The organism is Micromonospora inaquosa, from assembly GCF_003857055.1.
Lineage (GTDB): Bacteria > Actinomycetota > Actinomycetes > Mycobacteriales > Micromonosporaceae > Micromonospora > Micromonospora inaquosa.
This window is the reverse complement of record NZ_QGSZ01000220.1, coordinates 1-25,430: the sequence shown is the minus strand read 5'-3', so window position 1 is coordinate 25,430 and position 25,430 is coordinate 1. Positions and strand designations below refer to the sequence as shown.

20 protein-coding genes are annotated in these 25,430 nt (G+C 72.0%); 10 read left to right on the top strand and 10 right to left on the bottom strand.

Features of this window, described 5'->3' with window-relative positions:
- The 6 genes from DLJ59_RS17830 to DLJ59_RS17805 all read right to left on the bottom strand — a co-directional run.
- Window positions 1–310 (bottom strand): hypothetical protein (locus DLJ59_RS17830; RefSeq protein ID WP_208648742.1); only part of this gene is annotated, 310 nt, incomplete at its 3' end.
- 74 nt (window positions 311–384) lie between these two features.
- Window positions 385–765, bottom strand: a complete 381-nt coding sequence (locus DLJ59_RS17825; RefSeq protein WP_124773772.1) for a DUF742 domain-containing protein — start codon at window positions 763–765, stop codon at window positions 385–387.
- The gene (locus DLJ59_RS17820) at window positions 743–1,192 is read right to left on the bottom strand and encodes a roadblock/LC7 domain-containing protein (protein WP_124773771.1); all 450 of its coding nucleotides are present in this window, start codon (window positions 1,190–1,192) and stop codon (window positions 743–745) included. Before DLJ59_RS17820 ends, DLJ59_RS17825 begins: the two co-directional genes overlap by 23 nt.
- Window positions 1,189–3,144, bottom strand: a complete 1,956-nt coding sequence (locus tag DLJ59_RS17815) for a nitrate- and nitrite sensing domain-containing protein (RefSeq protein ID WP_124773770.1) — start codon at window positions 3,142–3,144, stop codon at window positions 1,189–1,191. Before DLJ59_RS17815 ends, DLJ59_RS17820 begins: the two co-directional genes overlap by 4 nt.
- On the bottom strand, window positions 3,141–5,705 hold the full coding sequence (locus tag DLJ59_RS17810; protein WP_208648741.1) for a helix-turn-helix transcriptional regulator: 2,565 nt from the start codon (window positions 5,703–5,705) through the stop codon (window positions 3,141–3,143). Before DLJ59_RS17810 ends, DLJ59_RS17815 begins: the two co-directional genes overlap by 4 nt.
- A gap of 5 nt (window positions 5,706–5,710) precedes the next feature.
- Window positions 5,711–6,970, bottom strand: coding sequence for an Hsp70 family protein (locus DLJ59_RS17805; RefSeq protein ID WP_124773769.1), 1,260 nt, complete (start codon window positions 6,968–6,970; stop codon window positions 5,711–5,713).
- Window positions 6,971–7,272: 302 nt separating this feature from the next.
- Between DLJ59_RS17805 and DLJ59_RS17800 the strand changes: the two genes are divergently transcribed.
- From DLJ59_RS17800 to DLJ59_RS17775, 6 genes are all read left to right on the top strand, one after another.
- Complete coding sequence (locus DLJ59_RS17800; protein ID WP_124773768.1) at window positions 7,273–8,160, top strand: IniB N-terminal domain-containing protein; 888 nt, start codon at window positions 7,273–7,275, stop codon at window positions 8,158–8,160.
- 115 nt (window positions 8,161–8,275) lie between these two features.
- Window positions 8,276–10,129, top strand: coding sequence for a dynamin family protein (locus DLJ59_RS17795; RefSeq protein ID WP_124773774.1), 1,854 nt, complete (start codon window positions 8,276–8,278; stop codon window positions 10,127–10,129).
- The gene (locus tag DLJ59_RS17790; RefSeq protein WP_208648740.1) at window positions 10,126–11,586 is read left to right on the top strand and encodes a P-loop NTPase family protein; all 1,461 of its coding nucleotides are present in this window, start codon (window positions 10,126–10,128) and stop codon (window positions 11,584–11,586) included. Before DLJ59_RS17795 ends, DLJ59_RS17790 begins: the two co-directional genes overlap by 4 nt.
- A gap of 201 nt (window positions 11,587–11,787) precedes the next feature.
- Window positions 11,788–15,726 carry a ThuA domain-containing protein gene (locus tag DLJ59_RS17785; protein WP_124773767.1) on the top strand — a complete coding sequence of 1,313 codons (3,939 nt, stop codon included), beginning with the start codon at window positions 11,788–11,790 and terminating at the stop codon, window positions 15,724–15,726.
- Between the two features lie 105 nt (window positions 15,727–15,831).
- Complete coding sequence (locus DLJ59_RS17780; protein WP_124773766.1) at window positions 15,832–16,179, top strand: PadR family transcriptional regulator; 348 nt, start codon at window positions 15,832–15,834, stop codon at window positions 16,177–16,179.
- Window positions 16,176–17,246, top strand: coding sequence for a hypothetical protein (locus DLJ59_RS17775; protein ID WP_124773765.1), 1,071 nt, complete (start codon window positions 16,176–16,178; stop codon window positions 17,244–17,246). Before DLJ59_RS17780 ends, DLJ59_RS17775 begins: the two co-directional genes overlap by 4 nt.
- Here DLJ59_RS17775 and DLJ59_RS17770 read toward each other — a convergent pair.
- Window positions 17,243–17,707 carry a septum formation initiator gene (locus tag DLJ59_RS17770; RefSeq protein WP_124773764.1) on the bottom strand — a complete coding sequence of 155 codons (465 nt, stop codon included), beginning with the start codon at window positions 17,705–17,707 and terminating at the stop codon, window positions 17,243–17,245. The two genes, DLJ59_RS17775 and DLJ59_RS17770, sit on opposite strands and share 4 nt — an antisense overlap.
- Before the next feature lie 102 nt (window positions 17,708–17,809).
- Here DLJ59_RS17770 and DLJ59_RS17765 point away from each other — a divergent pair, with 102 nt between their 5' ends.
- The 4 genes from DLJ59_RS17765 (at window position 17,810) to DLJ59_RS17750 (ending at window position 21,027) form a co-directional block, all read left to right on the top strand.
- Entirely contained in the window at window positions 17,810–18,505 is a 696-nt protein-coding gene (locus tag DLJ59_RS17765) for a response regulator transcription factor (RefSeq protein WP_124773763.1), read from the top strand.
- Entirely contained in the window at window positions 18,502–19,791 is a 1,290-nt protein-coding gene (locus tag DLJ59_RS17760) for a sensor histidine kinase (RefSeq protein ID WP_124773762.1), read from the top strand. The genes DLJ59_RS17765 and DLJ59_RS17760 overlap by 4 nt, the downstream gene beginning before the upstream one ends.
- A gap of 28 nt (window positions 19,792–19,819) precedes the next feature.
- Window positions 19,820–20,374 carry a DUF5872 domain-containing protein gene (locus DLJ59_RS17755; RefSeq protein WP_124773761.1) on the top strand — a complete coding sequence of 185 codons (555 nt, stop codon included), beginning with the start codon at window positions 19,820–19,822 and terminating at the stop codon, window positions 20,372–20,374.
- Window positions 20,375–20,481: 107 nt separating this feature from the next.
- Window positions 20,482–21,027 (top strand): PepSY domain-containing protein, encoded by a 546-nt coding sequence (locus DLJ59_RS17750; protein WP_124773760.1) that lies wholly within the window; start codon window positions 20,482–20,484, stop codon window positions 21,025–21,027.
- A gap of 141 nt (window positions 21,028–21,168) precedes the next feature.
- On the opposite strand, the gene DLJ59_RS17745 is transcribed toward DLJ59_RS17750, so the two are convergent.
- The 3 genes from DLJ59_RS17745 to DLJ59_RS17735 all read right to left on the bottom strand — a co-directional run bounded on the left by DLJ59_RS17745 (window position 21,169) and on the right by DLJ59_RS17735 (window position 25,314).
- Window positions 21,169–23,079, bottom strand: coding sequence for an ABC transporter ATP-binding protein (locus DLJ59_RS17745; RefSeq protein ID WP_124773759.1), 1,911 nt, complete (start codon window positions 23,077–23,079; stop codon window positions 21,169–21,171).
- A 407-nt stretch (window positions 23,080–23,486) separates the two neighbouring features.
- On the bottom strand, window positions 23,487–24,737 hold the full coding sequence (locus tag DLJ59_RS17740; protein ID WP_124773758.1) for an HNH endonuclease signature motif containing protein: 1,251 nt from the start codon (window positions 24,735–24,737) through the stop codon (window positions 23,487–23,489).
- 85 nt (window positions 24,738–24,822) lie between these two features.
- Complete coding sequence (locus DLJ59_RS17735; protein WP_124773757.1) at window positions 24,823–25,314, bottom strand: HAD domain-containing protein; 492 nt, start codon at window positions 25,312–25,314, stop codon at window positions 24,823–24,825.
- Window positions 25,315–25,430 lie beyond the last annotated feature (116 nt).

Here is a 25,430-nt window from a genome sequence, read left to right as displayed (position 1 = left end):
CCGCCGGGCTGGTGAGCGCCGGTCGCGCCTGCGCCCGGGGCGTACTGGACGGTGAAGCGCCCGCCTGCTCCACGGACGGCGGCGGGTCGAGGGTCACCGGCGTCAGCTTCTCCGGCGTGCGCAGCACCCCGACGACGGACACGACCGTGGCGATCAGCACCCCGAGCGCCGCGATGACGGCCACCCAGGTGGCCCGCGACACGTCCTCCCGACCGGTGAGCACCCGCCGTGTGGCCGTGACGAGGGCCACGACCCGATCCAGCAGGATGATCGCCACGGTACGGCGTGGCTGGGGTGGTGTTGCCGGCACTGCCAGTCTCTCCTTCAGTTCGTCGCCGGGCGCGTGCCCACGATCCGTCCGGCTCCCGGGCGACAGCTGCCCGGTCACAGCCCGCGAAGCCCGACGAGTATCGCCTCAAGCAGATCCTCGGTCGGCAGCTCCGACAGCATCGGCGGTTCGTGCGTCTCGATCAGCCCGGCCGCGAGCAGGTCACCGAGCAGCACCCGGACGGTCCCCAGCGGAAGGTCCAACTCGGCACCGACCTCGGCCACCGACACTGGATGGTGACACAACTCGACGATGCGCGCCTGTTCGGGGAAGAGCGATGTGGGGGGCGTGACCCCGCGCCGGGCGACGACCAGCGAGATCAGGTCGAACTGACCGCGTGCGGGCGCGGTGCGCCCCCCGGTCATCGTGTAGGGCCGGGCGACCGGGCCCGCGTCATCGTCGTACCACGCCTCGTCAGTGGTGCCGCTGGTGTGCACCAGTGTCCCCGATCGTCACCGAGGAGGCCGGCCCCAGAGTGATCGGCAGGTGCCGCTCGGCCTGGCCCACGAAGAGCGCCACCTCGTACGCCATGTCACCGACCTCGACGTCGTCACCGGCGATCCGCACGGTGAGGATGGTCCCGTTCGGGATGGTGGCGATGAACAGGAACGCCCGTGACATCTGCACCACGACCTGGCGCAGACGACCCGCGTCGCAGGTCCGGGTGGCGGCCAGCCCCAACGCGATCAGGCCGGCGACCACGCCGGAGATCTGTTCGGCCAGCTGTTCTCCCACCCGCCGCGAGCCGCCCAGCGGCAGCCCGTCCGGCGAGAGCACCACGGCGAACTCCGCGCCGTGCACTCGGTCGACCAGGCTGTTCAGGGCGTCGGTCAGACCGTCCTCGGTGACCACTGCAGACGTCATTGCTGTCTCCTTGCTGTTCTCGCGACTGGCAACTCGACAGTGTCGAGGCTGGTCCTGCCGTGTTCCGGGCCGATCGGCCCGGGGTGGCGGACCCGCATCGGCAACGCGCCGTCGCCGCTCGGGTCGGGCAGGTCGGCGTCGGTGCGGGCCGGCGGGTACGGGGTGTCGGGTGGTGCGCTGGCCGGTGTGCGGCCGGTGTCGGTGACGCTGACCAGCCGGGAGGGCAGGAGCACGATCGCTGCCGTTCCACCGCGCCGGCTGGGGCGCAGCGAGACGTGGGCGCCGCAGCGCCCGGCCAGTACGGCGGCGGCGTACCAACCGGCGAAGCCCGCCGGCGGGCCGTCCGGTGGCGGGTTGCCGAACAGGTGGTTCGCCTCGTCCAGCGCGGCGGCGTCCAGGCCGGGCCCGTCGTCGACGACGAGGACGGCGCACCCCTGCGGTCGCTGCTCGCCGCTGACCCGGACGGTGGTGTCCGCCCCGGAGAAGACCAGCGCGTTCTCGATCAGCTCCGCCAGCAGGTGAATGACGTCCGTGACGGCCGGCCCCGCGAGCGACCACGGCCAGTGCGGTGCGATCAGGACGCGGTGGTAGTCCGGCACCTCGGCGACCGCGCCGCGTGCCACATCGAGTAATGGAACCGGGCGTCGCCAGCGCCGGGCGGGTGTCGCGCCGGCCAGGGTGATCAGTTTCTCCACGTTGCGTCGGACCCGGGTGGTCAGGTGGTCGAGCTGAAACAGCTCGCCGGTCTCCTCGGTGGACCGCTCCCGACGTTGCATCCCGTCCAACAGGCTGAGTTGGTCGCGCACTAGAACTTGGTTGCGTCGGGTCAGCCCCAGGAACAGCTCCCGCTGGTCGTCACCCTGCGCCGGGGCGGGAGCCTCCCGCGCCGGGGCGGGAGCGTCCTGCGCCGGGGCCGGGAGGTCGGCGTCCGGACTGGTCAGCTCCTCGGTCAGGCGTCGGACGGTGCCCGCCCAGCTCAGCAGGAGCACGAGCACCACGATGAGACCGAGCCCCACCACTGCTCCGGTACGCCCGATGAGCACCGCCGCACCGGGCGTGGCCCGCTCGACGCTGCTGCGGGCGGTGCTCGTCACCAGTGTCTGCAGCGCACCGAGGGCGGCGTCCGCCGCGGCCCGCCAGCGTGGGGCGGTGACACCGGCCAGGGTGTTGGCGGTGCCCGACTGGAGCAGCAGCCGGTCCTCCAGGGCGAGCAGAGCCGTGAACTCCGGGCTGGCCGCGAGGCGCTGGTGCTCGGCCTGACCGTCGGACGAAAGACCGGCCACGGCCTCGGCGCGCGCGTACCGCTGGACGCTGACCAGGGCGGTCAACCGACGCCGTTCCTCGACGCCGAGCCGTGCGCCGGTCAGGGCCGCGCTGACCAGGCTGTCCTCCCGGGCCAGCAACTCCCGGGCGCGGGCCAGCGCGATCACCGCGCGGGTGTCGGCGGCCAGCCCGCTCTCGTACGCGCCCCACTCCGGGCCGTACACCCGGAAGGCGACGTCGACGACCTCGTCGTACCCGTCGACTGCCGCGGCCTGGTCGAGCCGCCCGGTGTCCGCCTGGGACCGGGTCGTGCCGAGGCCGTCGAGCCGTCGGACCAGCTCTCCGGCGCGGTCCCGGACCGCGCCGGCGCTGAGCAGCCGAACGTCACGCCCCTTCGTGAACTCGCGGATCTCGGCTGCGGCCCGGTCGGTGGCTTCGCGGGCCCCGACCAGCTCGGGCGTCGGCTGGCCCGCCCCGGCGATCATCTCGGCGGTGATCCGGCGTTCCGTCTGCAGACTCAGGATCAGGCGGTCGATGGGCTGTCCCAGGGTGTCCGCCAGCGCCCGGACGCGCAGCAGGTCGACGGCGTCCTGGCTGGACACGTAGGCGGCGTACGACCAGAGCGCGATCAGCACGGCGGCCAGCACGGCCAGCCTGGTCCGGAGCAGCCGACCATCGTTGTGGGTCATCGGCTCGCCCGCTGCGGCCACGGTTGCCCGGCGGTGTCGCTGGCCCGGTCGGCGACGAGGGTGCGCAGCAGAGCCAGCAGCTCGGTGCGGTTGGCGCAGTTCAGCCGGTTGCGCATCCGCGCCACGTGGTGTTCGACGGTCTTGGCCGAGATGAAGAGCCGGTCGCCGATCTCCCGGTAGGTCAACCCGGCCAGCACCAGCTCGGCAACCTCGTACTCGCGGTCGCTGAGCCCGTGCTGTGTGGGGCCGGCGACTCGTGTCGTGCTCGTACCGGTCGTCGCTGTCTGCCCGCCGTACCCGCCGGAGGGCCGTCCCTGCAACGCTCGGGCGCACTCCAGCAGGGCGGTCATCGCCCGCCGGTCAGCGGTGCGGATGGCGGCCTGCCCGGCGAGGCGGGCGCCGTCCCAACACAGCCCGGTGTCGTGCAGCCCACGGGCGGCGGCCTCCACCCGGGTCGGGTCGACGGCCCCCCGGAGCACCTCCACCCAGCTCTCCGCGGCGGCGGCGACCACTGCCGCGTACCGGCTGTGGCCGGCGGCGGCGAGCAATGCCGCGACGTGGTCGTCGGCGACTGTCGGCTCGCCGGTCAGGATGGCGGCGTGCAGCGCGCTCCAGTGCACCGGCACACTCCACAGTGGGGGGTTGCCGAGGCCGTCGAGCAGCGCACGCCCCTGGTGCAGGTAGGGCTCCAGGCGGGCCAGGTCACCCAGCCGCGCGCCCGCGATGGCCAGCTCACCCAGTGGCAGCAGGGTGAACAGGTCGACGGGGTGCCGCACCACGGCCTCCAGCGCCTGCCCCCAACCCCGCTTGAGCGCCCCGAGGTCACTGTTGCGCCGGCCGATGCCCATCCGGATCGCGGCGGCGAAGAGCTGGTCGCGTGACTCCAGGTGCCGCCCGTCGAGCGTCACCGTGGCGAGGCGCTCGCCGGCGGCGTGGATCTCACCACGGACCATCAGGATCCAGGCCTGCAACAGCCGGTGGCGGCGCGCCATCAGCGGACCGCCGACACCGGCGGCCAGGGCGCGGTGCAGCACCCGCTCGGCGATCTCCAGCTCACCACAGTGCACGGCCGTCAACGCGGCGAGGGCCGCCGGGCTGTCCGGTAGGAGCGCCGCTCGGCCGTCCGGCTCCAGCAGCGCGGCGGCCTGCACGAGCGCGGAGAGAGCGGCGGTCGGCGGGCCGGTCACGCTTTCGCGTACGCCGTTGGCCATCAGCCGGGCGGCGCTGGCGTGCAGAGTGGGCGGTTCGCCCGCCGGGTCACCCGCCGGTGACTCGGTGGTGGCGGCCAGGTCGCCGGAGGCGAGCCCGCCGACGATGGCGAACGCCCGCGCCGACGGAGTGCCCGACCACCGGAACAGCTCGACGCTGCGACCGACGTGCCCACGGTGGGCCAGTGCGGTAGCGGCGACCATGGCCGCCTCGCAGCGGTCCGGGGGAGCGGCCGTGGCCAGCAGCCGGTCCGCCAGCCGAAGCGCGTCGTCGAGGTCACCGGCGAGCGCGGCGGCGAGCGCCTGCTGGGCGTTGGGCGGCTGGCCGGCGGCGGTGGCCGCCGCGAACAGTTCGGCGGCGAACGCCGGCTCGTCGGCCAGCGCCTCGCCGGCCGCGGCGGTCAGGGTCGCGGCCGGGCAGTCGCCCAGCGCGCCGATCGCGAGCAGGGAGCGGACCAGTGGCAGCACGGCGGCGCCCCGGGCGAGCTGCAACTCGGTGAGCCGGCGCCAGACGGCTGTCCGCTCGGTGGTGGGGCTGAGCGTCGCGACGGCCCGCCGGACGATCGGCGCGAGCCGGCCGTCGGCGCCGAGCAGCCCGGCCGCCCTGGTGGTGGCGATCAACTCGTCCACCCCGGCCGGGTCCCGGCCCAGCAGCGCGCCGAGCATGCCGACGGGCAGCGCCCCACCGGCCGCCACGGCGAGCAGCAGTCGACGTACCTCGGTGGGCTGCACCTCCAGGTCCGGCGCGAAGTCGAGGACGGCGGACCGGGGTGGGTCGATCATCGCGCCGGTCCGGGTCTCCCCGCCGGCCAGACCGCGGGCCAGCCGTTCGACGTCCCGGGGTACGCCGGCGGTCTGCGTGTGGACGAAGTCAACCAGGTCGGCGGTGCGGCCCAGCTCGGGTGTGGCGGCGAGGTAGGCGGCGGTCTGCTCCCGGGTGAAGGGTGTGAGCAGCACGGCCTGCCCGTCGCGACGCAGGGCGTCGACCAGCTCACTGAACGCCGCCGACCGCGGCCACGGGCGGTGGGCGACCACCAAGCGGTGTCGACGGTCGGCGACCAGACCCAGCAGCGCCCCGATCCGCGCGTCGTCGAGCAGGTGCGCGTCGTCGACCAGCACCACCGTGCCGGGGTCGGCCGGCGCACCCGGCTCCGGGGCGGTGGTCTGTACGGCGATCCCGGCGCGCTGGTGGATGCGCTCCAGCTCGGCGAGCAGTGCGGTCTTTCCGTGACCGGCCGGGCCGGCGATGCCGACGGCGAGCGGGGCGGCCGGGTTCTGGGCGACCGTGTCCAGCAGGGCCTGCAACCCCTTGTCCAGGGTCAACCCTGGTGCGGCGAGGTCATTCATGATCATTGGGGTCATCCTTCGCGCCCCCGGGCGTGGGCCAGCGCCAGGCGGGACGGCTTCGGCAGTTCCAGTGGGAGGACATGGACCGGGGGCCGCGGTGGCGGATCGCCCGGAACGGTGTGCTGGGGGCGGCGCTGCGCCGGGATGGTCGCCCGCCCGGGATTGCTGACCGGGGCCGGGGCGCGGGCCGGCGCCGGCGGGCGAGGGCGTGGTGACACCACCTGACAGGCGGCCATCGCCGCCCCGGTGGCGGCGGTCAACTGTGCGTCCGGCTCCACCTCGACGGGCACCGGGAGGGCCGCGCCGATCAGCTCGGTCACCAGCGGGACCCGGGTGGAGCCGCCGGCCAGCAGGACGCCGTCGAGATCTGCCGGAGTCAGGTCGGCACTGCGCACGGCGCGGAGCAGGAGGTCGACAGTGGCCTGCACCGTCGGGCGGATCATGGCCTCGAACTGCGCCCGGGTCACCGGCACCCGGGCCGGGCCGCTCGGCAGGGTCAGCACCACGTCGGCGGTGAGGTCGACGGTCAGCACCCGCTTGACCCGGTCACACTCCGCGCGCAGCCCGCGCAGCGCGGCCTGGGCCCCGCGACGTCCGGTCGCGGCCAATTCCCGGGCCAACACGGTACGGGAATGCTCGGCCAGCGCCTCGTCGAAGTCGGCGCCACCGATCGAGTCGAGCCACTGCGGGGTGCCGAACGTCTCGTACGTGCCGCGCGGGGTGCGGCGCACCAGAGCCGCCTCGAAGCTGTTGCCCCCCAGCGCGTAGACCACGGCTGTGCTGCCCGCGAACCCGCGAGCGGCGTGGCTCTCGGCCACCGTGACCGTGCGGGGCAGCAACGTCACGTGCCGCAGACCGAGCTCCGACAGTGCCCGGTGCAGCACCTCCCGACGGTAGGGGCGCCACCCGGCCGGGTGGCTGAGCACGATCGCCTCGGCGGCCCCGCCCTCCAGGGCGTGGACCCGCTCCACCACCCACGCCGCCAGTTCGGCGGCCAGCGTCTGCGGCGCACACGGCTCGCCGCCGAGCAGCACCGGCACGTCGTCGCCGATCCGGTGGACGAAGTCCCGGGTGGTGCGGCTGCCGTCGTCGGTCGCGGGCTCGCCGACCCGCAGCGAACCGTCCTCCGCCAGGCACAGCACCGAGGGCATGAGAGGTGAGTCGGCACTCAGCGGAACGGCCTCGGGACGTGTCCAGGTCGCGCCGCGTCGCCGTGCGACGGCGGCGGCCGTGTTGCTGCTTCCGATGTCTATCCCCAGGACGTACGGCATCGTCTCTGTCTCTCCCCGTGAGTCGGCCGGTCGGTGGCGATGGCGTCGGCTGCCCCGACGACCCACCCCCGGCGAACCCCGCGGGCTCCTACGTTCGTACCAGAGATCAGTCCCTGGTCGGGACCCTAATCTCGCCGGGACGGTTTCCCCCAGTCCCCCTAACGTACGAGGTGGCGGAGCCCCTAGTTCAACCGGCCCGGATGCGGGCTCAGCCCCGATGCCCGGGTGCGACCCCGCGCAATAGCGTCGTCACTGTCGACGTACGACACCCCGCCAATGCCACATCCGAGGAGAACCGGTACATGGACTCGCAGCAGACGCTCCACGACTTCGTGCTCGACCTACTGACGAACCCGGACGCGCGGTCGGCCTTCGACCTCGACCCCGAGGGCGCGTTGCGGGGCGCCGGGCTCACCGACATCACCGCCGCGGACGTGCAGGACGTCGTGCCGCTGGTCGTCGACTACGCGCCGGGGGCGGGCCTCGCGCCGCTGGCCTCGCCGGTCGGGCAGCTCGGGCTGGACCCGCTGCTCACCGACACCACCGACGTGGTGGGTCAGTTGCAGAGCGTGGCGCAGCAGATCAGCGTCACCAGCTCGCCCAGTGGGGTGGACGTCAAGGCCGGTGTGCTCGGTGCCATCGCGGTCGACCCGTCGACCGCCGCCGCCGGGGTCACCGTGCTGCCCGGCATCGGCCTGGGCGTCGGTCCGTCCGGCCTCGACACCGACCTGGCCGGTGTCTCCGACGTGGCGCACACCCTCGACGCCGACGTGGTGCAGCCGGTGGACGCGATCGCGGACCCGGTGCTCGGGGACGTCACCGGCACGGCCGGCGACCCGAGCGGTCTGCTCGGCGTCACTGACTCGAATCTGATCGGCGGCGACCTGACCGGCGGTGTCCTCTCCGGCACCCACGGTCAGCTCGGTGGGGTCGTCAGCTCCCTGGGTGTCGACGACACCCTCAGCGGGCTGGGCCTCGGGCACGGCGACGGTGTCGTCGGCGGCGTGGTCCCGCCGCTCGACGTGTCGTCGACGGTGGGCGGCGTGACGCACCAGGTGGACAGCATCCTCCCCGGGGTCACCGACACGGTCGGTGACGTGACCGGTGGGGTCACCGATGGTGTGCTCGGCGGCGACTCGCACGCCTCGTCTGATCACGGGCTGCTGGGTATCACCGGCGGTCTGCTCTGACCCGGATCTCCGGGCGGAGCGGAGGGCCGGATCGTCTCGGGCGATCCGGCCCTTTCGGGTTCCACATCCGGTCCCTCTTGATAATTGAGCCGAAATCCGCACACTTGGTGCGGTGATGGCCGGGATCTGGTTGGACGTGCTGGACGAGATTGCCCGCACGTGCGCTGCACATGGTCGCGGTGACCTACTCCAGACGGTGCGGCAGAAGCGTGCGCAACTGCTGGACCCGACGCTGCGTGTCCTGGTCATCGGTGAGCCGAACCAGGGCAAGAGTCAGCTGATCAACGCGATCATCAACGCTCCGGCCTGCCCGGTCGGCGACGGTCGTACGACCGTTTTGCCGACCGTGGTGCAGCATGCCGAGGCCCCCACAGTGTCGGTGGCCCAGGCGCCGCCACCGGCCCCGGGTCGTGCCACCGGTGCCGCCCCGGTGACCGTCGAGCGGACCCCGGTGGCGCTCAACCAGGTCGCGGCGGGCGTGGCCGGCCTGGTCGGGCGTCGGCCGGGTGGCGGCCCGGCGTATGTCGAGATCGGACTGCCCCGCGCACTACTGGGCGCAGGGGTCGTGCTGGTGGACACTCCCGGCACCGACGAGGTCGCCGGTATCGGCGCCGCAGCCTCGGTCGCCGCGCCCGCCCGGGCGGACACCGTGCTGCTGGTCTCCGACTCCACCCGGGAGTTGTCCGTCGCCGAGCTGAACATGCTGCTGCACATCATGCGTTCGCATCCGAACGTGGTCGTGGTGCAGAGCAAGACCGATCTGGTGGCAGACTGGCGTACGGTCGCAGACCGTAACCGGCAGCACCTGGCCGAGGCGGGTGTGCCGGCGACGCTGATCCCGGTTTCCGCGGCGCTGCGACTGCGCGCCGCCGCGGCCGACGACCGTGCGCTCAACGCCGAGTCCGGTTTCCCCGCGCTGATTGCCCGCCTGCAACGCGATCTGGCCGGTAAGGCCGACCACCTGGCCCGGGCGGCGGTGCAGACGGTGGCCCGGACGGTGGTGGAGCAGTTGGCCGCGCCGCTGCGCGCCGAGTTGGCCACCCAGGAGGCCGAGGAGCAGTCCGGGCCGATCTCCCGGCTGCACGCGGCGCAGCGCGAGGTCGACGAGCTGCGCCGGTGCTCCACCCGGTGGCAGAACACGCTGACCGACGAGATCACCGACCTGCTCGCCGACCTCGAGTACGACCTGCGCGACCGGACCCGTCAGATCCTGCGCGCGGTGGACGAGGCGTTCGACACCGCCGACCCGTTGGTCGCCTGGGACACCTTCCAGGACTGGCTGGAGCGGAGCCTGGTGGAGGCGGCGGAGGCGAACCACGAGTGGCTGATCCAGCGCTGCGACTGGATCGCCCGGCGGGTGGCCGCCAACTTCGACCGGTACGGCTACGACGTGCTGCCGCCCTGGTCGATGACGATGCCGGAGGACATCGGCGAGCGACTGCCCGAGCTGCAACGACCGACGGTCGACCGGTTCACCACCGGCCAGAAGTTGTTCACCGGTATGAAGGGTTCGTACGGCGGCATGCTGATGTTCGGTCTGGCGACCACCCTGGCCGGGATGCCGATGATCAATCCGGTCTCGGTCGGCATCGGGGCGCTCTTCGGCGGAAAGAGCATCCGCGACGAGAGCAAACAGTTGCTGCGTCGTCGGCAGGCGACCGTCAAGACGGCCATCCAGCGGCATGTCGACGACTTCTTCGTCCGGATCATTCGAGACTGCCGTGACGCCGCCCGGCAGGTGCAGCGGATGTTGCGGGACCACTTCACGGGTCTGACCGAGGAACTCCAGGAGGCCATCGTTCAGTCGTTCCGCAGTGCGAAGCAGGAGGCCGACACCGACGCTTCCCTGCGCGAGCAGCGGCAACGCGAGATCCGGTTGAAGATGACCCGGTTGGCGGCGGTCTACGAGCAGGCCCAGCAGTTGACCGGCGCCCGCTCCGCCCCGCTGCTGCTGGAGCCGCAGCCGTGACGGTGGGGGTGCGCCTGGATGAGGCGGCGTGGGGGTTGCTGCACCAGGCCATCGAGCTCTACCAGGACAATCCTCGGGCCGTGGCGGAGCTTCGCCATCACGTGGCCCGGTTGGAGCAGCCGCTGCGGATCGCCGTCGTTGGCCCGTGGCGATCGGGCAAGTCGACGGTGTTGAACGCGTTGATGGGTGAGGAGGTCGCGCCGGTCGAGCGGGCGGACGGCGCCTTCACCTGGTATGAGGACGGGGCCGCGCCGCACGCCACGGCCTACCCGGTCGGGCAGCCGCCGCAGGAGTTGGCGGTGGTGAAGTCGGCGACCGGGCTGCGGGTGGATCTGGGCTGGGGCGCGGGGGACGTGCGGGACATCGTGGTGCGGTGGCCGACGCGGGCGCTGCGGCAGATCACGTTGATCGACACCCCGGCTGTCACCGGCGGCGCCGAGCAGGGCCGGGCACCGGTGTTGGAGCGGGTGCTGCGGGATTCGGACGCGGTGTTGTATCTGACCCGCGACGGTCGCGACAGCGATCTGCGGGTGCTGGAGTCCGCACGGGACACTGCCGTCGGACAGTCCGCCCCGGTCAACGTGATCATGGTGCTGTCCCGTGCCGACGAGACCGGCGGAGGTCGGATCGACGGCCTGCTCACGGCACGCCAGCTCGCCCGGCGGCACTACCGTGACCCGAGGGTGAACGCGTTGAGCGTCAACGTCGTGGCGTGCAGTGGAATGGTCGGCCTGGCGGGCCGGATGCTCGGTGAGTCGGACTTCGCCGCGCTCGCGACCCTGGCCCAGGTGCCCCGGGCGGAGCTCGACGCCCACCTCATCTCCGCCGACCGCTTCCTCGGCGGCGAGCTGCCGGTACGGCTGGATACCGAGGTGCGCGCCGCGCTGCTGGGTCGGTTCGGGGTCTTCGGTGTCCGGCTCGCGGCCACGTTGGTGCGCAGCGGGTTCGACAGCCGGGTGAAGCTGTCCGCCGAACTGATTCGGCGTAGCGGTCTGACCGAGCTGCGCGAGTCGGTGACGCGCTGTTTCATCGATCGCCGTGACGCGCTCAAGGCCCGGTCCGCGCTGGCCGCCGTGGAGGCGCTGCTGCGGGCCGAGCCCACCCGGGGGTCCGCCGAGCTGGTCGGCGCGGTGGAGCAGATCCTCGCCGGTGCGCACGAGTTCCGGGAGTTGCGCCTGCTGGTGGCGCTGCGGAACACCCGGCTGGGGTTCGACGCGGAGCTGGCCGCCGAGGCGCAGCGGCTGGTCGGCGGCGACGGGGTGGGCCTCGCGGCTCGACTCGGTGTCGAGCATGAGGCCGATGTGCGGCAGCTCTGGGAGGTCGCTGCGGAGGCGCAGTGGCGGTGGCGGGATCGGGCGGAGGATCCGCTGCTCCCGTTGGCGCAGCGGCGCGGGGCTCAGGTCGTGGTCCGCAGTTGCGAGGGGATGATCGCCGAGCTGGTCGCGGGCGGCCGCTGAACGTTTCGCGGCCGGAAAAGCGTTATTCGATCTCACTCTGCACGGTCGCGCCTGACCTGCGGAGATAACGCTCTCACGGATGGCGGCAGAGTGCTTGACGCGCCAGTGATCCGAGCGCAACGATGCATGTGCATGTCTCGTACCACCACCGCCAGGCGTGATCGGCGCACGCCGTCCCTCGCACCGCGAAAGGACCCCACTGTGCGCAGATCCCTGAGATCGTGGCTCGGCCTCGCGCTGAGCGCGATCCTCGTGGCGGGCGGCATCGTCGCCGCGCCACCCACGGCCAGCGCCGCACCCTTCAGCGTGCTGGTCTTCAGCAAGACCGCCGGATTCCGGCACGGATCCATCACCCCGGGCATCGCCGCGATCCAGCAACTCGGCGCCGCCAACGGCTTCACCGTCGAGGCCACCGAGGACGCCGGTCAGTTCACCGACGCCAACCTGGACCGGTTCGCCGCGGTGATCTGGCTCTCCACCACCGGCGACGTGCTCAACTCCGCCCAGCAGGCCGCGTTCGAGCGCTACATCCAGGGCGGTGGCGGGTACGTGGGCGTGCACTCCGCCTCCGACACCGAGTACGACTGGCAGTGGTACGGCGGACTGGTCGGTGCGTACTTCGCCTCGCACCCGGCCGAGCAGACCGTCACCGTGAAGGTGGCCGACCAGGTGCACCCGTCCACCGCGACGTTGCCGCAGCGGTGGAGCCGGTTCGACGAGTTGTACAACTACCGCACCAACCCTCGGGGCGCCGTGCACGTGCTGGCCACCCTGGACGAGAGCACCTACACCGGTGGGAGCATGGGCGCCGACCACCCGATCTCCTGGTGCCAGAACTACTCCGGCGGTCGAGCCTGGTACACCGGCCTGGGCCACACCGACGCGTCGTACACCGAGGCGAACTTCCGCCAGCACCTGCTCGGCGGCATCCGGACGGCCGCCGGCGCGGTCGACGCCGACTGTGGCCCCACCGTCACCAGCAGCTTCCAGCAGGTGGAGTTGGCCAAGGGCGCGGCTGAGACCGGTGAGCCGATGAGCCTCACCGTCCTACCGGACCGGGGCGTCCTGCACACCAGCCGCAACGGCGTGATCCGGCACACCGACGCCGCCGGCAACACCAAGATCGCCGCCACCCTGCCGGTCTACACCGGCGACGAGGAGGGCCTGCAGGGCATCAAGGCCGACCCGAACTTCGCCACCAACCGCTGGGTGTACGCCTACTTCGCCCCACCACTGAGCACCCCCGGCGGCGGTGCGCCAGCCACCGGCACCCCGGCCGACTTCGCCGTCTGGGACGGCGTCAACCGGTTGGCCCGGTTCACCGTGAACGCGGACAACACCATCAACCTGGCCAGCGAGACGCTGATCCTCAACGTGCCGACCAGCCGGGGCATGTGCTGCCACGTCGGCGGCGACATGGACTTCGACGCGGCCGGCAACCTCTACCTGTCCACCGGAGACGACACCAACCCGTTCGACTCGGCCGGCTTCACCCCGATCGACGAGCGGGCCGGGCGCAACCCGGCGTTCGACGCGCAGCGCACCTCGGCCAACAGCAACGACCTGCGCGGCAAGGTCCTGCGGATCAAGCCGAGCGCGGGCGGCGGCTACACCATCCCCGCCGGCAACATGTTCGCCCCGGGCACCGCGCGGACCCGCCCGGAGGTCTACGCGATGGGTTTCCGCAATCCGTTCCGGATGAGCGTGGACAAGGCCACCGGCATCGTCTACCTCGGTGACTACGGCCCCGACGCGGGCACCGCCGACCCGAACCGGGGGCCGGCCGGCAACGTCGAGTTCGCCCGGATCGACCGGCCCGGGTTCTACGGCTGGCCGTACTGCACGGCCCGCAACGACGCCTACAACGACTACACCTTCCCGTCCGGCCCGTCCGGGGCCAAGTTCGACTGCGCCGGCGGGCCGGTGAACAACTCGCCCAACAACACCGGCGTCACCCAGCTGCCGCCGGCCGTCCCCGCCTGGTTGCCGTACGGCGGCTCCGGCTCGCCGCCGGAGTTCACCGGCGGCGGCCTGTCGCCGATGGGCGGCCCGGTCTACCGGTACGACCCGACCAACACCTCGCCCGTGGCGTTCCCCGAGTACTACGACGGAACCTATTTCGCCGGTGAGTTCGGCCGTCGCTGGATCAAGAACATCAAGCTCGACGCGTCCGGCCAACCGCTGAAGATCAACCCGTTCCCCTGGACCGGCACCCAGATCATGGACATGGAGTTCGGGCCGGACGGCGCGCTCTACGTGCTCGACTACGGCACCGGCTGGTTCAACGGCGACGCCAACTCGGCGCTCTACCGCATCGAGTACGCCCGCGAGGGCAGGGCGCCCGTCGCGAAGGTGTCGGCCACCCCGACCAGTGGCACCGCGCCGCTGACCGTGGCCTTCTCCTCGGCCGGCACCCTCGACCCGGACGGCGACCCGTTCACCTACGCCTGGGACTTCGACAACAACGGCACCACCGACTCGACGGCCGCGAACCCGAGCTTCACGTACACCACAAACGGGACCCGCAGCCCGACGTTGACGGTCCGGGACACCACCGGCAAGACGGCCACCGCGAGCGTGGTCATCACGGTCGGCAACAGTGCCCCGGTGGTCACCGTGAACACCCCGCTGAACGGGCAGACCTTCACCTTCGGGGACGCGGTGCCGTTCTCCGTCACCGTCACCGACGCCCAGGACGGTGCGATCAACTGCGCCCGGGTCAAGGTGAACTACGTTCTCGGCCACGACTCGCACGGCCACCAGCTGGGCAGCGCGCAGGGCTGCACCGGGGTCATCCAGACCTCGGCCGACGGCGAGCACGACACGGCGGCGAACATCTTCGGCATCATCGACGCCGAGTACACCGACCTTGGTGGGGGCGGCCAGCCGCCGCTGACCACGCACACCCAGGCGGTGCTGCAACCACGGGTACGCCAGGCCGAGCACTTCGGTGACTCGTCCGGCATCCAGATCGTCGCCGGGGCGGCCGGGCACGGCGGGGCCGCCGTCGGCTACGTCGACAACAACGACTGGATCTCGTTCCGTCCCTACCACCTGACCGGCATCCAGTCGTTCAGTGCCCGAGTCGGCGCACCGGCCGGCGGTGGCGGCACGTTGGAGCTGCGGGTCGACTCGCCCACCGGTCCACTGGTCGGCTCGGCCACCGTGGTGCCCACCGGCGGGTACGCCAATTTCGCCACTGTCACCGGTGGGGTCACCGCCCCGACCGGCACCCGGACCCTGTTCCTGGTCTTCAAGGGCACCGGCCCGTACTTCGACATCGACGAGTTCACCCTCTCCACCAGCCCTGGCGGCCCCGGCCCGGACCCGGACCCTGACCCGGACCCGCCCACCGGGAATCTGGCACTGGGCAAGCCCGCCCGTGCTTCGAGTCTCGAAGGTGCGTATGGCGCGGCCAACGCGTTCGACGGCGTGGCCGGCACCCGGTGGAGCAGCGCGTTCAGCGACCCACAGTGGATCGACGTGGACCTCGGTGCCACGTACTCCATCAACCGGGTGAGGTTGAGCTGGGAGGCGGCGTACGGCAGCGGGTATCAGATCCAGACCTCGCCGGACGGTGTCAACTTCACCACGATCCGTACGGTGACCGGCGGCGACGGCGGGGTGGACGACCTGACCGGGCTCAGCGGTTCCGGCCGGTACGTCCGGCTGCTCGGCACCACGAGGGGGACCGCCTGGGGTTACTCGCTGTTCGAGTTCGAGGTGTACGGCGGCACCGGCAGCCCGATCGGCGGCAACCTGCTGCTCAACAAGCCGACGACCACGTCCAGCAACGAGGGGGCCGACGTGACCGGCGTCCAGGCCGTCGACGGCAGCCTCACCACCCGCTGGTCGAGCACGTTCTCCGACCCGCAGTGGATCCGGGTGGACCTTGGCAGCGCCACGGCGATCGGCCGGGTCAAGCTGAGCTGGGAGGCGGCGTACAGCAGCGCGTACCAGATCCAGACCTCGAACGACGGCACCACCTGGACCACAGTGAAGACGGTGACCGGGGCCGACGGCGGGGTGGACGAGCACACCGCGCTCAACGCCAACGGTCGCTACCTGCGGATCTACGGCACCGCCCGGGGCACCGGGTACGGCCACTCGCTCTGGGAGCTGGAGGCGTACACCAGCTGAACCACCACCGATGACGTGGCCGGCACGGTGAGCCGTGCCGGCCACGTCCGTCGCTCCACTCGCACCCTCCTTGCATATACCGCCTATCGGTATATGCTCGCTGGCATGGCTGAAGCTCCACTGCGGGAACCGACGTTCCTGGTGCTCACCGCGCTGGCGGAGGCGCCCATGCACGGGTACGCCGTCATCGAGGACGTGCTGCGCATCTCCGACGGCCGGGTGCGTCTGCGCGCCGGCACCCTCTACGCCGTCCTCGACCGGCTCCGCGCCGACGGTCTCATCGAGGTCGAGCGCGAAGAGGTGGTGCAGTCGCGACTTCGCCGCTATTACCGCCTCACCGCGCTGGGTGCGCGGCGGCTCGCCGAAGAAGCGTCCCGGCTGCGACACAACGCCGACGCCGCCCGGGTGCGGCTGCGCCGCGGCGGCCTACTCACCCACGGGGGTGCGGCGTGAGCAGCGAGGATCTGGAGCGCCGCTACCGGCGGCTGCTGGTCGTCTATCCGTGGGAACACCGCCGGGTGTACGAGGACGAGATGCTGGCCGTGCTCCTCGCCGGTGCGCGGCCGGGCCAGCGGCGACCCGCCGCCGCCGACGTGCGGAACCTGGTCGGCGCCGGGTTGCGGGCACGGCTACGGGTGGGCGCACGGGGGTTCACCGAGCCGAGCTGGTCGGACGCGGCGACGGTGACCGGCCTGCTGGTCGCGGCTGTCCTGCTGGCCCTCGCCGGGAGGGCACTACTCGACCAGTTCGTCCTCACCCCGGGCCGGCCGCCCGGGTTCGGGTCGAACACTGCGGATCTCGTCGACTGGCTGCGCGTCGCCGGCTGGGCGGGCGTCTGCGCGGCGGTGCTGCTCGGGTGGCGGTGGGTCGCCGCAGGTCTGGCCTGGGCCGGCGTGCTCGGCTGGGGCGCGCTCGTCGCCCCGCAGTCGGGCGACAACCCGACGTACGTGGTGGACACACTGCCGCAGTTCGCCCTCGCCGTGGTGGCTGCCGCGGCGCTCACCGTGCCGGCGCCGCGCCGCCGGGCGATCGCGGTCCTGGGCGTACGCCGACTGCTGGCGCTGCTGCTCGCGCCAGCGGCGATGGTCGCGCTGCTGGTGACGAACCGGGTTACCAGTCCCGCGTTCGTCTCCGTCGACGGAGCTTCCTACCAGGTCTTCTATGACCTTGAGGCGAGCAGTGAGCTGGTCATCTGGCTCTACGTCGCGGGCCTGGCGGTCGCCACGTTGGCCATGGTGATGGCGGTCGTCACGCTCACTCCGCAGGTACGCCGACGGATCGTCGTCATGCTCCTGCCGGTGGCAGCCCTCGCTCTGGTGATCGACAGCGCCCTCGCCGGTTGGTTCACCTCGACCATGAACATGGGACGCGCCATCGCCCTGGTGCCGGCGCAGTGGGCGATGCTGGTGCTCGTCGCGCCGGTGACCTTCCTGGCCGGCGCACTGCTCGTGCGACGTCGGGAGGAGACCCTGCGCATGGTCGCCCTCGGCCGAAGCGCGGACCGCGAGCGGAAAAACTAGTCGTCGGCGACGGCCACCGGTTCCGAGCCGATGCAGCGCACCTTCAACTCGTACTCCCGGTTCGCCCCCTGAAAGGTGACCTCGACGTCGTCATCCGGGCCACGGTCCACGTCGCGGACCCGGTAACCCTGCGCGGGCGCCCAGGAGACGAGGCGTACGCCGTCGGGGCCGCACTCGGCCACGGCCGTGCCGCCGTCGGTGGCGAATCCCCGGCGGGCCCCGGAGCTGGCGTTCGGTGCGGGGTTGGCCGTGCCCGGCCCGGTCGGCGCGACGCCCGTGGTGCCGGTCGGCGCTGGTTCGGGCGAGGCGAGCGCGCGTTCGATCTCGGCCGCGCTGCGCACCCCACCCGGTGTGCCGGTGAGGCTCTCACCCACCAACCGGATCGCGCCCAACCCGATCAGGGTGGCCACGGCGGCGGTGGCCACCCACCCGGTGGCGATGAGGATCGAACGACGGCCCATCCCCCGACTATCCCCGATCCGTCCTTGTCGTTGGCACATCCGCACGCTAAGGCATGGTTAACGTGCACCGCGCTGCCAGGGACAGCGGTTAGCCTGCCAGCTGTGGCCCGTCTACTGCTCATCGAGGACGACCTGACGATCCGTACGCCGCTGATCCGGGCCCTGCGCGAACGCGGCCACGCGGTGGCCGCGGCCTCGACCGCGATGGCCGGGCTCCGCGACGCGCTGGAGGACCGACCCGACCTCGTCGTGCTCGACCTGGGCCTGCCCGACCTGGACGGTCGTGAGCTGCTGCGGATGCTGCGCGCGGTCAGTTCGGTGCCGGTCATCGTGGCCACCGCCCGTGACGACGAGGCCGAGATCGTCCGGGTGCTCGACGCGGGCGCCGACGACTACGTGGTCAAGCCGTTCACGGCGGCGCAGCTCGACGCCCGCGTCCGGGCGGTGCTGCGGCGCGGCCCCTCCGGCACCGACGGGCAGGACCCGGCGCTCGTCGTCGGCGGGCTGCGCGTCGACCCCCGCGCCCGGCAGGTCACCCTGGAGGGGGTCGCGGTCGAGCTGACGCCCCGCGAGTTCGACCTGCTGCACCACCTCGCCGGTCGGCCCGGCCAGGTGGTCACCAAACGTGAGCTGCTCACCGAGGTCTGGCAGATCCCGTACGGCGGCGCCGACAAGACCGTCGACGTGCACCTGTCCTGGTTGCGTCGCAAGTTGGGGGAGAACGCACAGCAGCCTCGCTACCTGCACACCGTGCGGGGTGTCGGGGTGCGTCTGGAAGCCCCGGCGGCGCAGCCGTGAGGGCCCGTCTCGCGTTGCTGGTCGGCGCGGTCAGCGTCCTCACCCTCATCGCGTTCCTGGTGCCGTTGGCGCTGCTGGTCCGCACCGTAGCCGAGGACCGGGCCACCGTCCGGGCCACCGCCGACGCGCAGAGCCTGGTGCCGGTGGTCGGCACCGCCGACGCGGCGACCATCCGGCTCACCGTCGAGCAACTCGCGGCGGAGTCGAGGCGGCCGGTGAGCGTCTTCCTGCCCGACGGCACGGTGCTCGGCGCCCAGACACCCCGTACCCCGGCGGTGGCCCTTGCCGCGCGGGGGCAGAGCCTCACCGGGGAGTCGGCGGCCGGCCGGGAGGTGGTCATCGCCGTGCAGGGCCGGGCGGACGGCACCGGGGTGATCCGGATCGCGGTGCCGCAGCACGAGTTGACGGCCGGGGTCGCCCGGGCCTGGCTGGTGCTGGCGCTGCTCGGCGTGATCCTCGTGCTGATCGGGCTGCTGGTCGCCGACCGGCTGGCGCGCACCCTGGTCCGGCCGATCAGCGACCTCTCGGCTGTCTCGCACCGGCTGGCCAACGCCGAGTTGGACGCCCGGGTCACGCCCGCTGGCCCGCCCGAACTGCGCGAGGTGGCCGGCGCGCTCAACCATCTCGCCGGCCGGATCCAGGTCCTGCTCCGCCAGGAGCGCGAGCAGGTCGCCGACCTGTCGCACCGGTTGCGGACGCCGCTGACGGCGCTTCGGCTGGAGGCGGAGTCGCTGCGCGACCCGGACGACGCCGCCCGGATCACCGCCGCCGCCGACGGGCTCGAACGCGCGGTCACCGGGCTGATCCGGCAGGCGCGCTGGCACCACTCACCGGCGGCGGGACCGGCGGTCTCGGACGCGGCGGCGATCGTCGCCGACCGGGTCGCGTTCTGGTCGGTGCTGGCCGAGGACACCGGCCGGGCCGTCACCCTCGACCTTGCCCCCGGACCGCTGCTCGTCGGTGTGGCCGGGGACGACCTGACGGCGGCCGTGGACGCCCTGCTCGGCAACGTCTTCGCGCACACCCCCGACGGGTCACCGTTCGCCGTCCGGCTCGCCGAGGACGCGGGGGAGGTGCTGCTCACCGTCGCCGACGAAGGCCCGGGAATGCCTGTCGGCGCGGTCCGGCGGGGGGCCAGCGCGGCCGGGTCCACCGGCCTCGGCCTGGACATCGCCCGGCGCGCCGCTCAGGCCGCCGACGGTCGACTGGAGTTGCGGGCCGCCCCGGGAGGCGGTGCGCGGGTGCTGCTGCGGCTGGGGCCGCCGACGCCCGTGCGGGACGCATAGGCGCTGCGGTGCCGGGTAGCTGCCAGTCATGGCGCGGTATACGAAACCCGAGCTCAGAGAGCAGATCAAGGATGAGGTCAAGGCTTCCGACAAGGGCGGCCGGCCGGGGCAGTGGTCGGCGCGCAAGTCGCAGCTGGTCACTCAGGAGTACAAGAAGCGCGGCGGTGGATTCCTGGGCGAAAAGGACGAGCGGCAGAAGTCTCTCCAGCGCTGGGGCGACGAGAAATGGCAGACGAAAGAGGGCGACACCCGTGCGCGCAAGGGCGACACGACGAGTCGCTACCTGCCCAAGAAGGCCTGGGAGGAGATGTCGGAGAGCCAGAAGCGCGCAACCGACACGAAGAAGCGCGAAGCGTCCCGATCCGGCAAGCAGTACGTGGCCAACACCGGGCCGGCCAAGCGAGCGCGTCGGGACGCCACCACGGCCGGACGGATGTCGGAGATGTCGGTAGCGGAAGCGGCCAAGCTGGTCCGTGGCCTCGACACGCGACAGCTCAAGACCGCGCTGCGCAACGAGCGCGCCAGCAAGGACCGCAAGACACTCGTCCAGCGGCTGGAAGCGGAGCTCAACCGGCGCGGCTGACCCAGCCCCTCGACCGTCTTAACCCGGCCTTAGCGTCCGGACAGCGCGGTGCTATCCCGATCTGGCCGATCCTCGGAGTCGACAACCGAGGAAAGGTGGACACCACGATGAAGCGCACCAATCTGCTGCTGGCGTCGGTCGGCGGGTCGGCGGTGCTGGCGGTGGCCGGGGTCGCGCTCGGCGTCACCGCCGCGAACGACTCCCGGACCGGCGGCACGGCACTCGCCGCGGCAACCGTCGCACCGACGGCCACCGGCGCGCCGGAGACCACCGGCTCGGCGTCGGCCCCATCGGGTACGCCGTCGAGCGGCACGCCGTCGGCCGGGACCCCGTCGGGCACGCCGTCGACAGGTAGCGCGCCCGCAGGCAGCGCGGTCGACGAGAAGCGTGCCGGTGAGATCGCGCTCGCCAAGGCTGGTGGCGGCCAGATCGTCGAGGTCGAAGCCGAGCAGGAGAACGGCCGGCCGGTGTGGAGCGTCGAGATCGTCGCGGGCGACACCGAGCACGAGGTCGACGTCGACCGGGACAACGGATCGGTGGTCAAGGCCGAGCAGGAGCCGGTCGACGCCGATGACAACGACGACGATGACGCCGATGACAACGACGCCGATGACGACGACGACAACGATGACGACGACAACGACGACGATTGAGACGCCGAGTGACCGGCCGCCGCCCGCCCTGGAGTGCTCTCCGGGGCGGGCGGCGCTGCCGATTCAGCCAGCACCCGCGACGCGGCGGTCCGGCCGGCGTTGAAGGCTGGCCGCCGCGGCTGTTTCAGGTGAGCGCGGGCGTCAGAGCGCGACGCGCTGCTCGTGGATCGTCGGTTGGTCCTGAGCCGTCGGTTGGTCCTGGGCGAACTGGGTGCGGTAGAGCTCGTGGTAGCGACCGCCGGCCGCGAGCAGGTCACTGTGTCGCCCTCGTTCGACGATGCGCCCGGCCTCCACGACGAGGATCTGATCGGCTGCCCGGATGGTGGAGAGCCGGTGCGCGATGACCACGCTGGTCCGGCCGGTCAGGGCCTCGGCGAGAGCGTCCTGAACCGCAGCCTCCGAGGTGGAGTCGAGGTGCGCGGTGGCTTCGTCGAGGATGACCACGCGCGGACGGGCCAGCAGCAGTCGGGCGATGGTGAGCCGTTGCCGTTCCCCGCCGGACAGGCGGTATCCGCGCTCACCGACGACGGTGTCCAGCCCGTCGGGGAGCGAGCGGATCAGGCCGTCGAGTCGGGCCCGACGCAGCACCTCCCACATCTCGTCCTCGGTCGCGTCCGGCTGGGCGAACGCCAGGTTGGCGCGGATGCTCTCGTGGAAGAGGTGCCCGTCCTGGGTCACCACGCCCAACGCCGTCCGGATCGACTCGGCCGACAGTTCGCGTACGTCGACGTCGGCGAGTTTCACCGCACCGGCCTCGACGTCGTACAGGCGCGGCACGAGCTGCGCGATCGTCGACTTGCCCGCCCCGGAGGAGCCGACCAGGGCCACCATCTGCCCGGCTTCGGCGCGGAACGACACGTCGTGCAGCACCTCCTCACCGCCGCGGGTGTCGAGCTTCGCCACATCCTCCAGCGACGCGAGCGACACCTTGTCCGCTGCGGGGTAGCCGAACCGGACCCCCTCGAACTCCACAGCTACCGGTCCTTCCGGCAGCGGCCGGGCGTCGGACCTGTCCAGGATCAGCGGCTTGAGGTCGAGAACCTCGAACACCCGCTCGAAGCTCACCAGCGCGCTCATCACCTCGACCCGGGCACTGGCCAGCGATGTCAGCGGTGCGTACAGGCGCGACAGCAGCAGCGCGAGGGCGACCACCGTCCCGGCGTCGAGGCTGCCCCGTAGCGCGTAGAGACCACCCAGCCCGTAGACCAGGGCCAGCGCCAGCGAGCCGACAACGGTGAGGGCGGTGATGAAGACCCACTGCAGCATCGCGGCGCGGATGCCGATGTCGCGGACCCGACGTGCCCGGGCCGCGAACTCGGCGGACTCCTCGGCCGGCCGCCCGTACAGCTTGACCAGGGTGGCCCCGGGGGCGGAGAACCGTTCTGTCATCCGGGTGCTCATTGCCGCGTTGTGCTCGGCCGCTTCCCGCTGCAACCGAGCGAGCCGCGAGCCCATCCGGCGGGCCGGGAGGACGAAGATCGGCAGCAGGACCAGCGCCAGCAGCGTGATCTGCCAGGAGAAGGTGAGCATCACGGCCAACGTCAGCATGAGCGTGACGGCGTTGCCGACCACACTCGACAGGGTGTCACTGAAGGCCCGCTGCGCGCCGATCACGTCGTTGTTCAGGCGGCTGACCAGCGCACCCGTACGGGTCCGCGTGAAGAACGCCACCGGCATGCGCTGAACGTGGTCGAAGACAGCCGTCCGCAGTTGGACGATCAACCCCTCACCGATGCTGGCGGAGAGAAATCGCGTCACCAGACCCAGCCCGGCCTCGGCGAGGGCGATCACGGCGATCAGTACGGCCAACCGGATCACGACGCCGCTGTCGGCGCCGTCGACGATCGCATCGACCACCCGACCGGCGAGAACAGGCGCTGCCACGGTGAGAACCGCCGTCACCACACTCAGCAGCAGGAACCTGACGATCAAAGAACGGTGTGGCTGTGCGAACTGCGCGATCCGCTTCAAGGTCGCGCGGGACAGCGGTCGCTCGTCCTGCGCGTTCATCGCGTGGTGCAGGGACATCCACGCGGTAACTTCCATGCTCATGCATTACCTCCGATACGGGAGGCTAGGACCTCACCCAAGCTTGAGGTCAACCGGATTATGTACAGCGGTCTTCTTTAGGGTCCCCTCTGTGAGGACCGCATCGGTGCCGTCAATGACATTCAGTACAACGACGAGCCTCCGTCAGCGAAGCACTGGTGGGTGGAGGCCGGCCAGCGAGCTGTCGTGGGCGGTGCGGATCGTCGTGGGTCGCGGGCCGCCTGCGCTGCCCGCCGTGGCCGGTGCGAGCAGTCCTCCTCGGGCGTTCTGACCGGGCGACGGGTCGCGACTATCCCGGGCTCATCGTCGCCCGGCCGGCACCTGCCTGGGACGTGTCGCTCAACGCTTCGGCCCTCTCGGCGCATGCCCGACGTATCGGCCAACAACGTGATCTTCGCGCCTGGTCGCTCTTATGTTTGTCGGTGGTAGTGGTTGCGGCGGGGGAGTTGTTCGGGGTCGAGCCAGGCGGGTGGAATGAACTCCGGATGTCCGTCGTCGCCGAGCCGGACGACCCAGTCGGTCTGGTGGACGTGTCGGTGGTGGTGGCCGCGGAGTAGGACGGCGTTGTCGAGGTTGGTGGTGCCGCCGTCGGTCCAGTGGTGGATGTGGTGGGCGTGGCACCAGCGTGGTGGTCGGTCGCAGCCGGGGAAGGCGCAGCCGCGGTCGCGCAGCACGAGGGCGCGTCGGAGCGGCCCGGTGATGAGGCGGCGTTGTCGGCCGACGTCGAGGACCTGGCCAGCGCTGTCGAGGACGGCGGGGAGGATGGTGGCGTCGCAGGCGAGTCGGCGCACCGTGTCCGGGGTGAGGTGCAGGCCGATGTCGAGCGCGCCGCTGGACAGCTGCTGGGTTAGCCCGTCGTAGGTGGTGGTGACGACGATCTGGGCGGGGTCGCCGCCGCTGTCGGGTAGTTCGCCGGTGCGCAGGGCGAGTTGGCAGATGTCGGCGAGGGCGTCGTGGCGGCGTTGCCCGGGGGACCGGGAGTCATCCGTGCCCGAGGGCGTGCTCAACGGGTCGATGGCGGCGCGGAACAGGCCGGCGGTTTCGGTGTCGAGGGTGCCGGTGAGTCGCAGGCGGCCGTCGGTGAGGGTGGAGAGGGTGAGGTGTCGGTCGCGGGTGGCCCGCCGTGCGTCAGCTTCGAGGGCGGCGTGGGCGGCGGCGTCGGCGAGGTCGGGGGCGATGTGTTCGAGGATGCGGGTGCCGAGTGTGCGCAGGTGGGTGGGGTCGAACTGCCCGGCCCAGTCGGTGAGCAGGCTGACGGCCTTGTCGGCTGCCTCGGGACCAGCGGTGGTCTGCACGGTGTTGACGGTGTCGGCGATGACCCGGGCCTGATCGAGGCTGATGTGCCCGTCGGCTAGCGCTTGTCGTACCCCTGGGTTGCCGGTGTCGAGGACGGCGGCGAGGTCGACGAGACGGCGGGCGGTCGCGATGGTGAGTCGCAACCGTTCGCGCAGCCACACCCCGGTGGAGGAGGCGCCCTGCGCGGTGGCGGTGCCGCGGCCGTCGAGCTCACGGATCAGGGCCAGCTTCACCGCGGCGAGGCGTTGCTCCAAGCGGTGCGCGGCGTCGAGCGCGGCGATCAGGTCGTGCTCGGTAAGGGTCCAGGTGGCCGCGTCGACGCAGGCGGCGACCGCGTCGTCTGCCTGCGCCAACTCCTCGACCACGACCCGAGACTAGAACAGGTGTACGACACCTTCAGTCACCATGACCGATTCGATCGGCAGGTCGCTGGAGGGCTGGGCGGCGGCGCTAGGGATTGGCCGACGGGCGTTGAAGAGCCTTGGCCCAAGCCATGACGTGATCGATCGAGTTGCGGGTGAGGCCGATCATCGGATCGGCGGTGATCAACAGGGTGGGACTGCTGCGCGCTGCGGCCCAGAGGTGGGCTTGCGGCGTGTGCAGGTCGTCGATCCATGCCGCAGGCCGTTGCTGGGCGTAGGCGGCGATGGCCGGAATCTTGTCGCCCGGGTGGAACGGCGCGGGTGGCATGGTGATCACGGGCAGGGGAGCGATGCGCAGAAGCGGAGCGAGGAGTTGGTTGGCATCGTCGTTCCAGCTCGTGGCCCAGGCAATGTCCAGGATGGCGCTCGCCTCGGTGATCCAGGCGCCGTGGGTGGGGTTGACGCGGACGGGTTCCTCGCCGGGGAACAGGCGGTGCTCGGTGTAACCGGCGGGTGGTTGAGGAGTCCCGTAGGGGTTGAGGACGCCGTCGATGTCGAGCAGGAGCAGGGGCCGGATCATCCGGAGGATCCTGCCGTAGACAGGTCCGCCGGTGCGACCGCGAAACAGGTCGGCGGCCGAGGCCCGCCTGTCGGGACCGGGCGGGCAGGCACCGCGTGGCTGGGCAGGCACGAGGC

What these genes read in the sequence shown, in the direction of transcription:
- DLJ59_RS17820 (WP_124773771.1), bottom strand. Translation starts at nt 1,192, where the DNA reads ATGACGTCTGCAGTGGTCACCGAGGACGGTCTGACCGACGCCCTGAAC.
- DLJ59_RS17815 (WP_124773770.1), bottom strand. Translation starts at nt 3,144, where the DNA reads ATGACCCACAACGATGGTCGGCTGCTCCGGACCAGGCTGGCCGTGCTG.
- DLJ59_RS17810 (WP_208648741.1), bottom strand. Translation starts at nt 5,705, where the DNA reads ATGATCATGAATGACCTCGCCGCACCAGGGTTGACCCTGGACAAGGGG.
- DLJ59_RS17805 (WP_124773769.1), bottom strand. Translation starts at nt 6,970, where the DNA reads ATGCCGTACGTCCTGGGGATAGACATCGGAAGCAGCAACACGGCCGCC.
- DLJ59_RS17800 (WP_124773768.1), top strand. Translation starts at nt 7,273, where the DNA reads ATGGACTCGCAGCAGACGCTCCACGACTTCGTGCTCGACCTACTGACG.
- DLJ59_RS17795 (WP_124773774.1), top strand. Translation starts at nt 8,276, where the DNA reads ATGGCCGGGATCTGGTTGGACGTGCTGGACGAGATTGCCCGCACGTGC.
- DLJ59_RS17780 (WP_124773766.1), top strand. Translation starts at nt 15,832, where the DNA reads ATGGCTGAAGCTCCACTGCGGGAACCGACGTTCCTGGTGCTCACCGCG.
- DLJ59_RS17770 (WP_124773764.1), bottom strand. Translation starts at nt 17,707, where the DNA reads ATGGGCCGTCGTTCGATCCTCATCGCCACCGGGTGGGTGGCCACCGCC.
- DLJ59_RS17755 (WP_124773761.1), top strand. Translation starts at nt 19,820, where the DNA reads ATGGCGCGGTATACGAAACCCGAGCTCAGAGAGCAGATCAAGGATGAG.
- DLJ59_RS17750 (WP_124773760.1), top strand. Translation starts at nt 20,482, where the DNA reads ATGAAGCGCACCAATCTGCTGCTGGCGTCGGTCGGCGGGTCGGCGGTG.
- DLJ59_RS17745 (WP_124773759.1), bottom strand. Translation starts at nt 23,079, where the DNA reads ATGAGCATGGAAGTTACCGCGTGGATGTCCCTGCACCACGCGATGAAC.
- DLJ59_RS17735 (WP_124773757.1), bottom strand. Translation starts at nt 25,314, where the DNA reads ATGATCCGGCCCCTGCTCCTGCTCGACATCGACGGCGTCCTCAACCCC.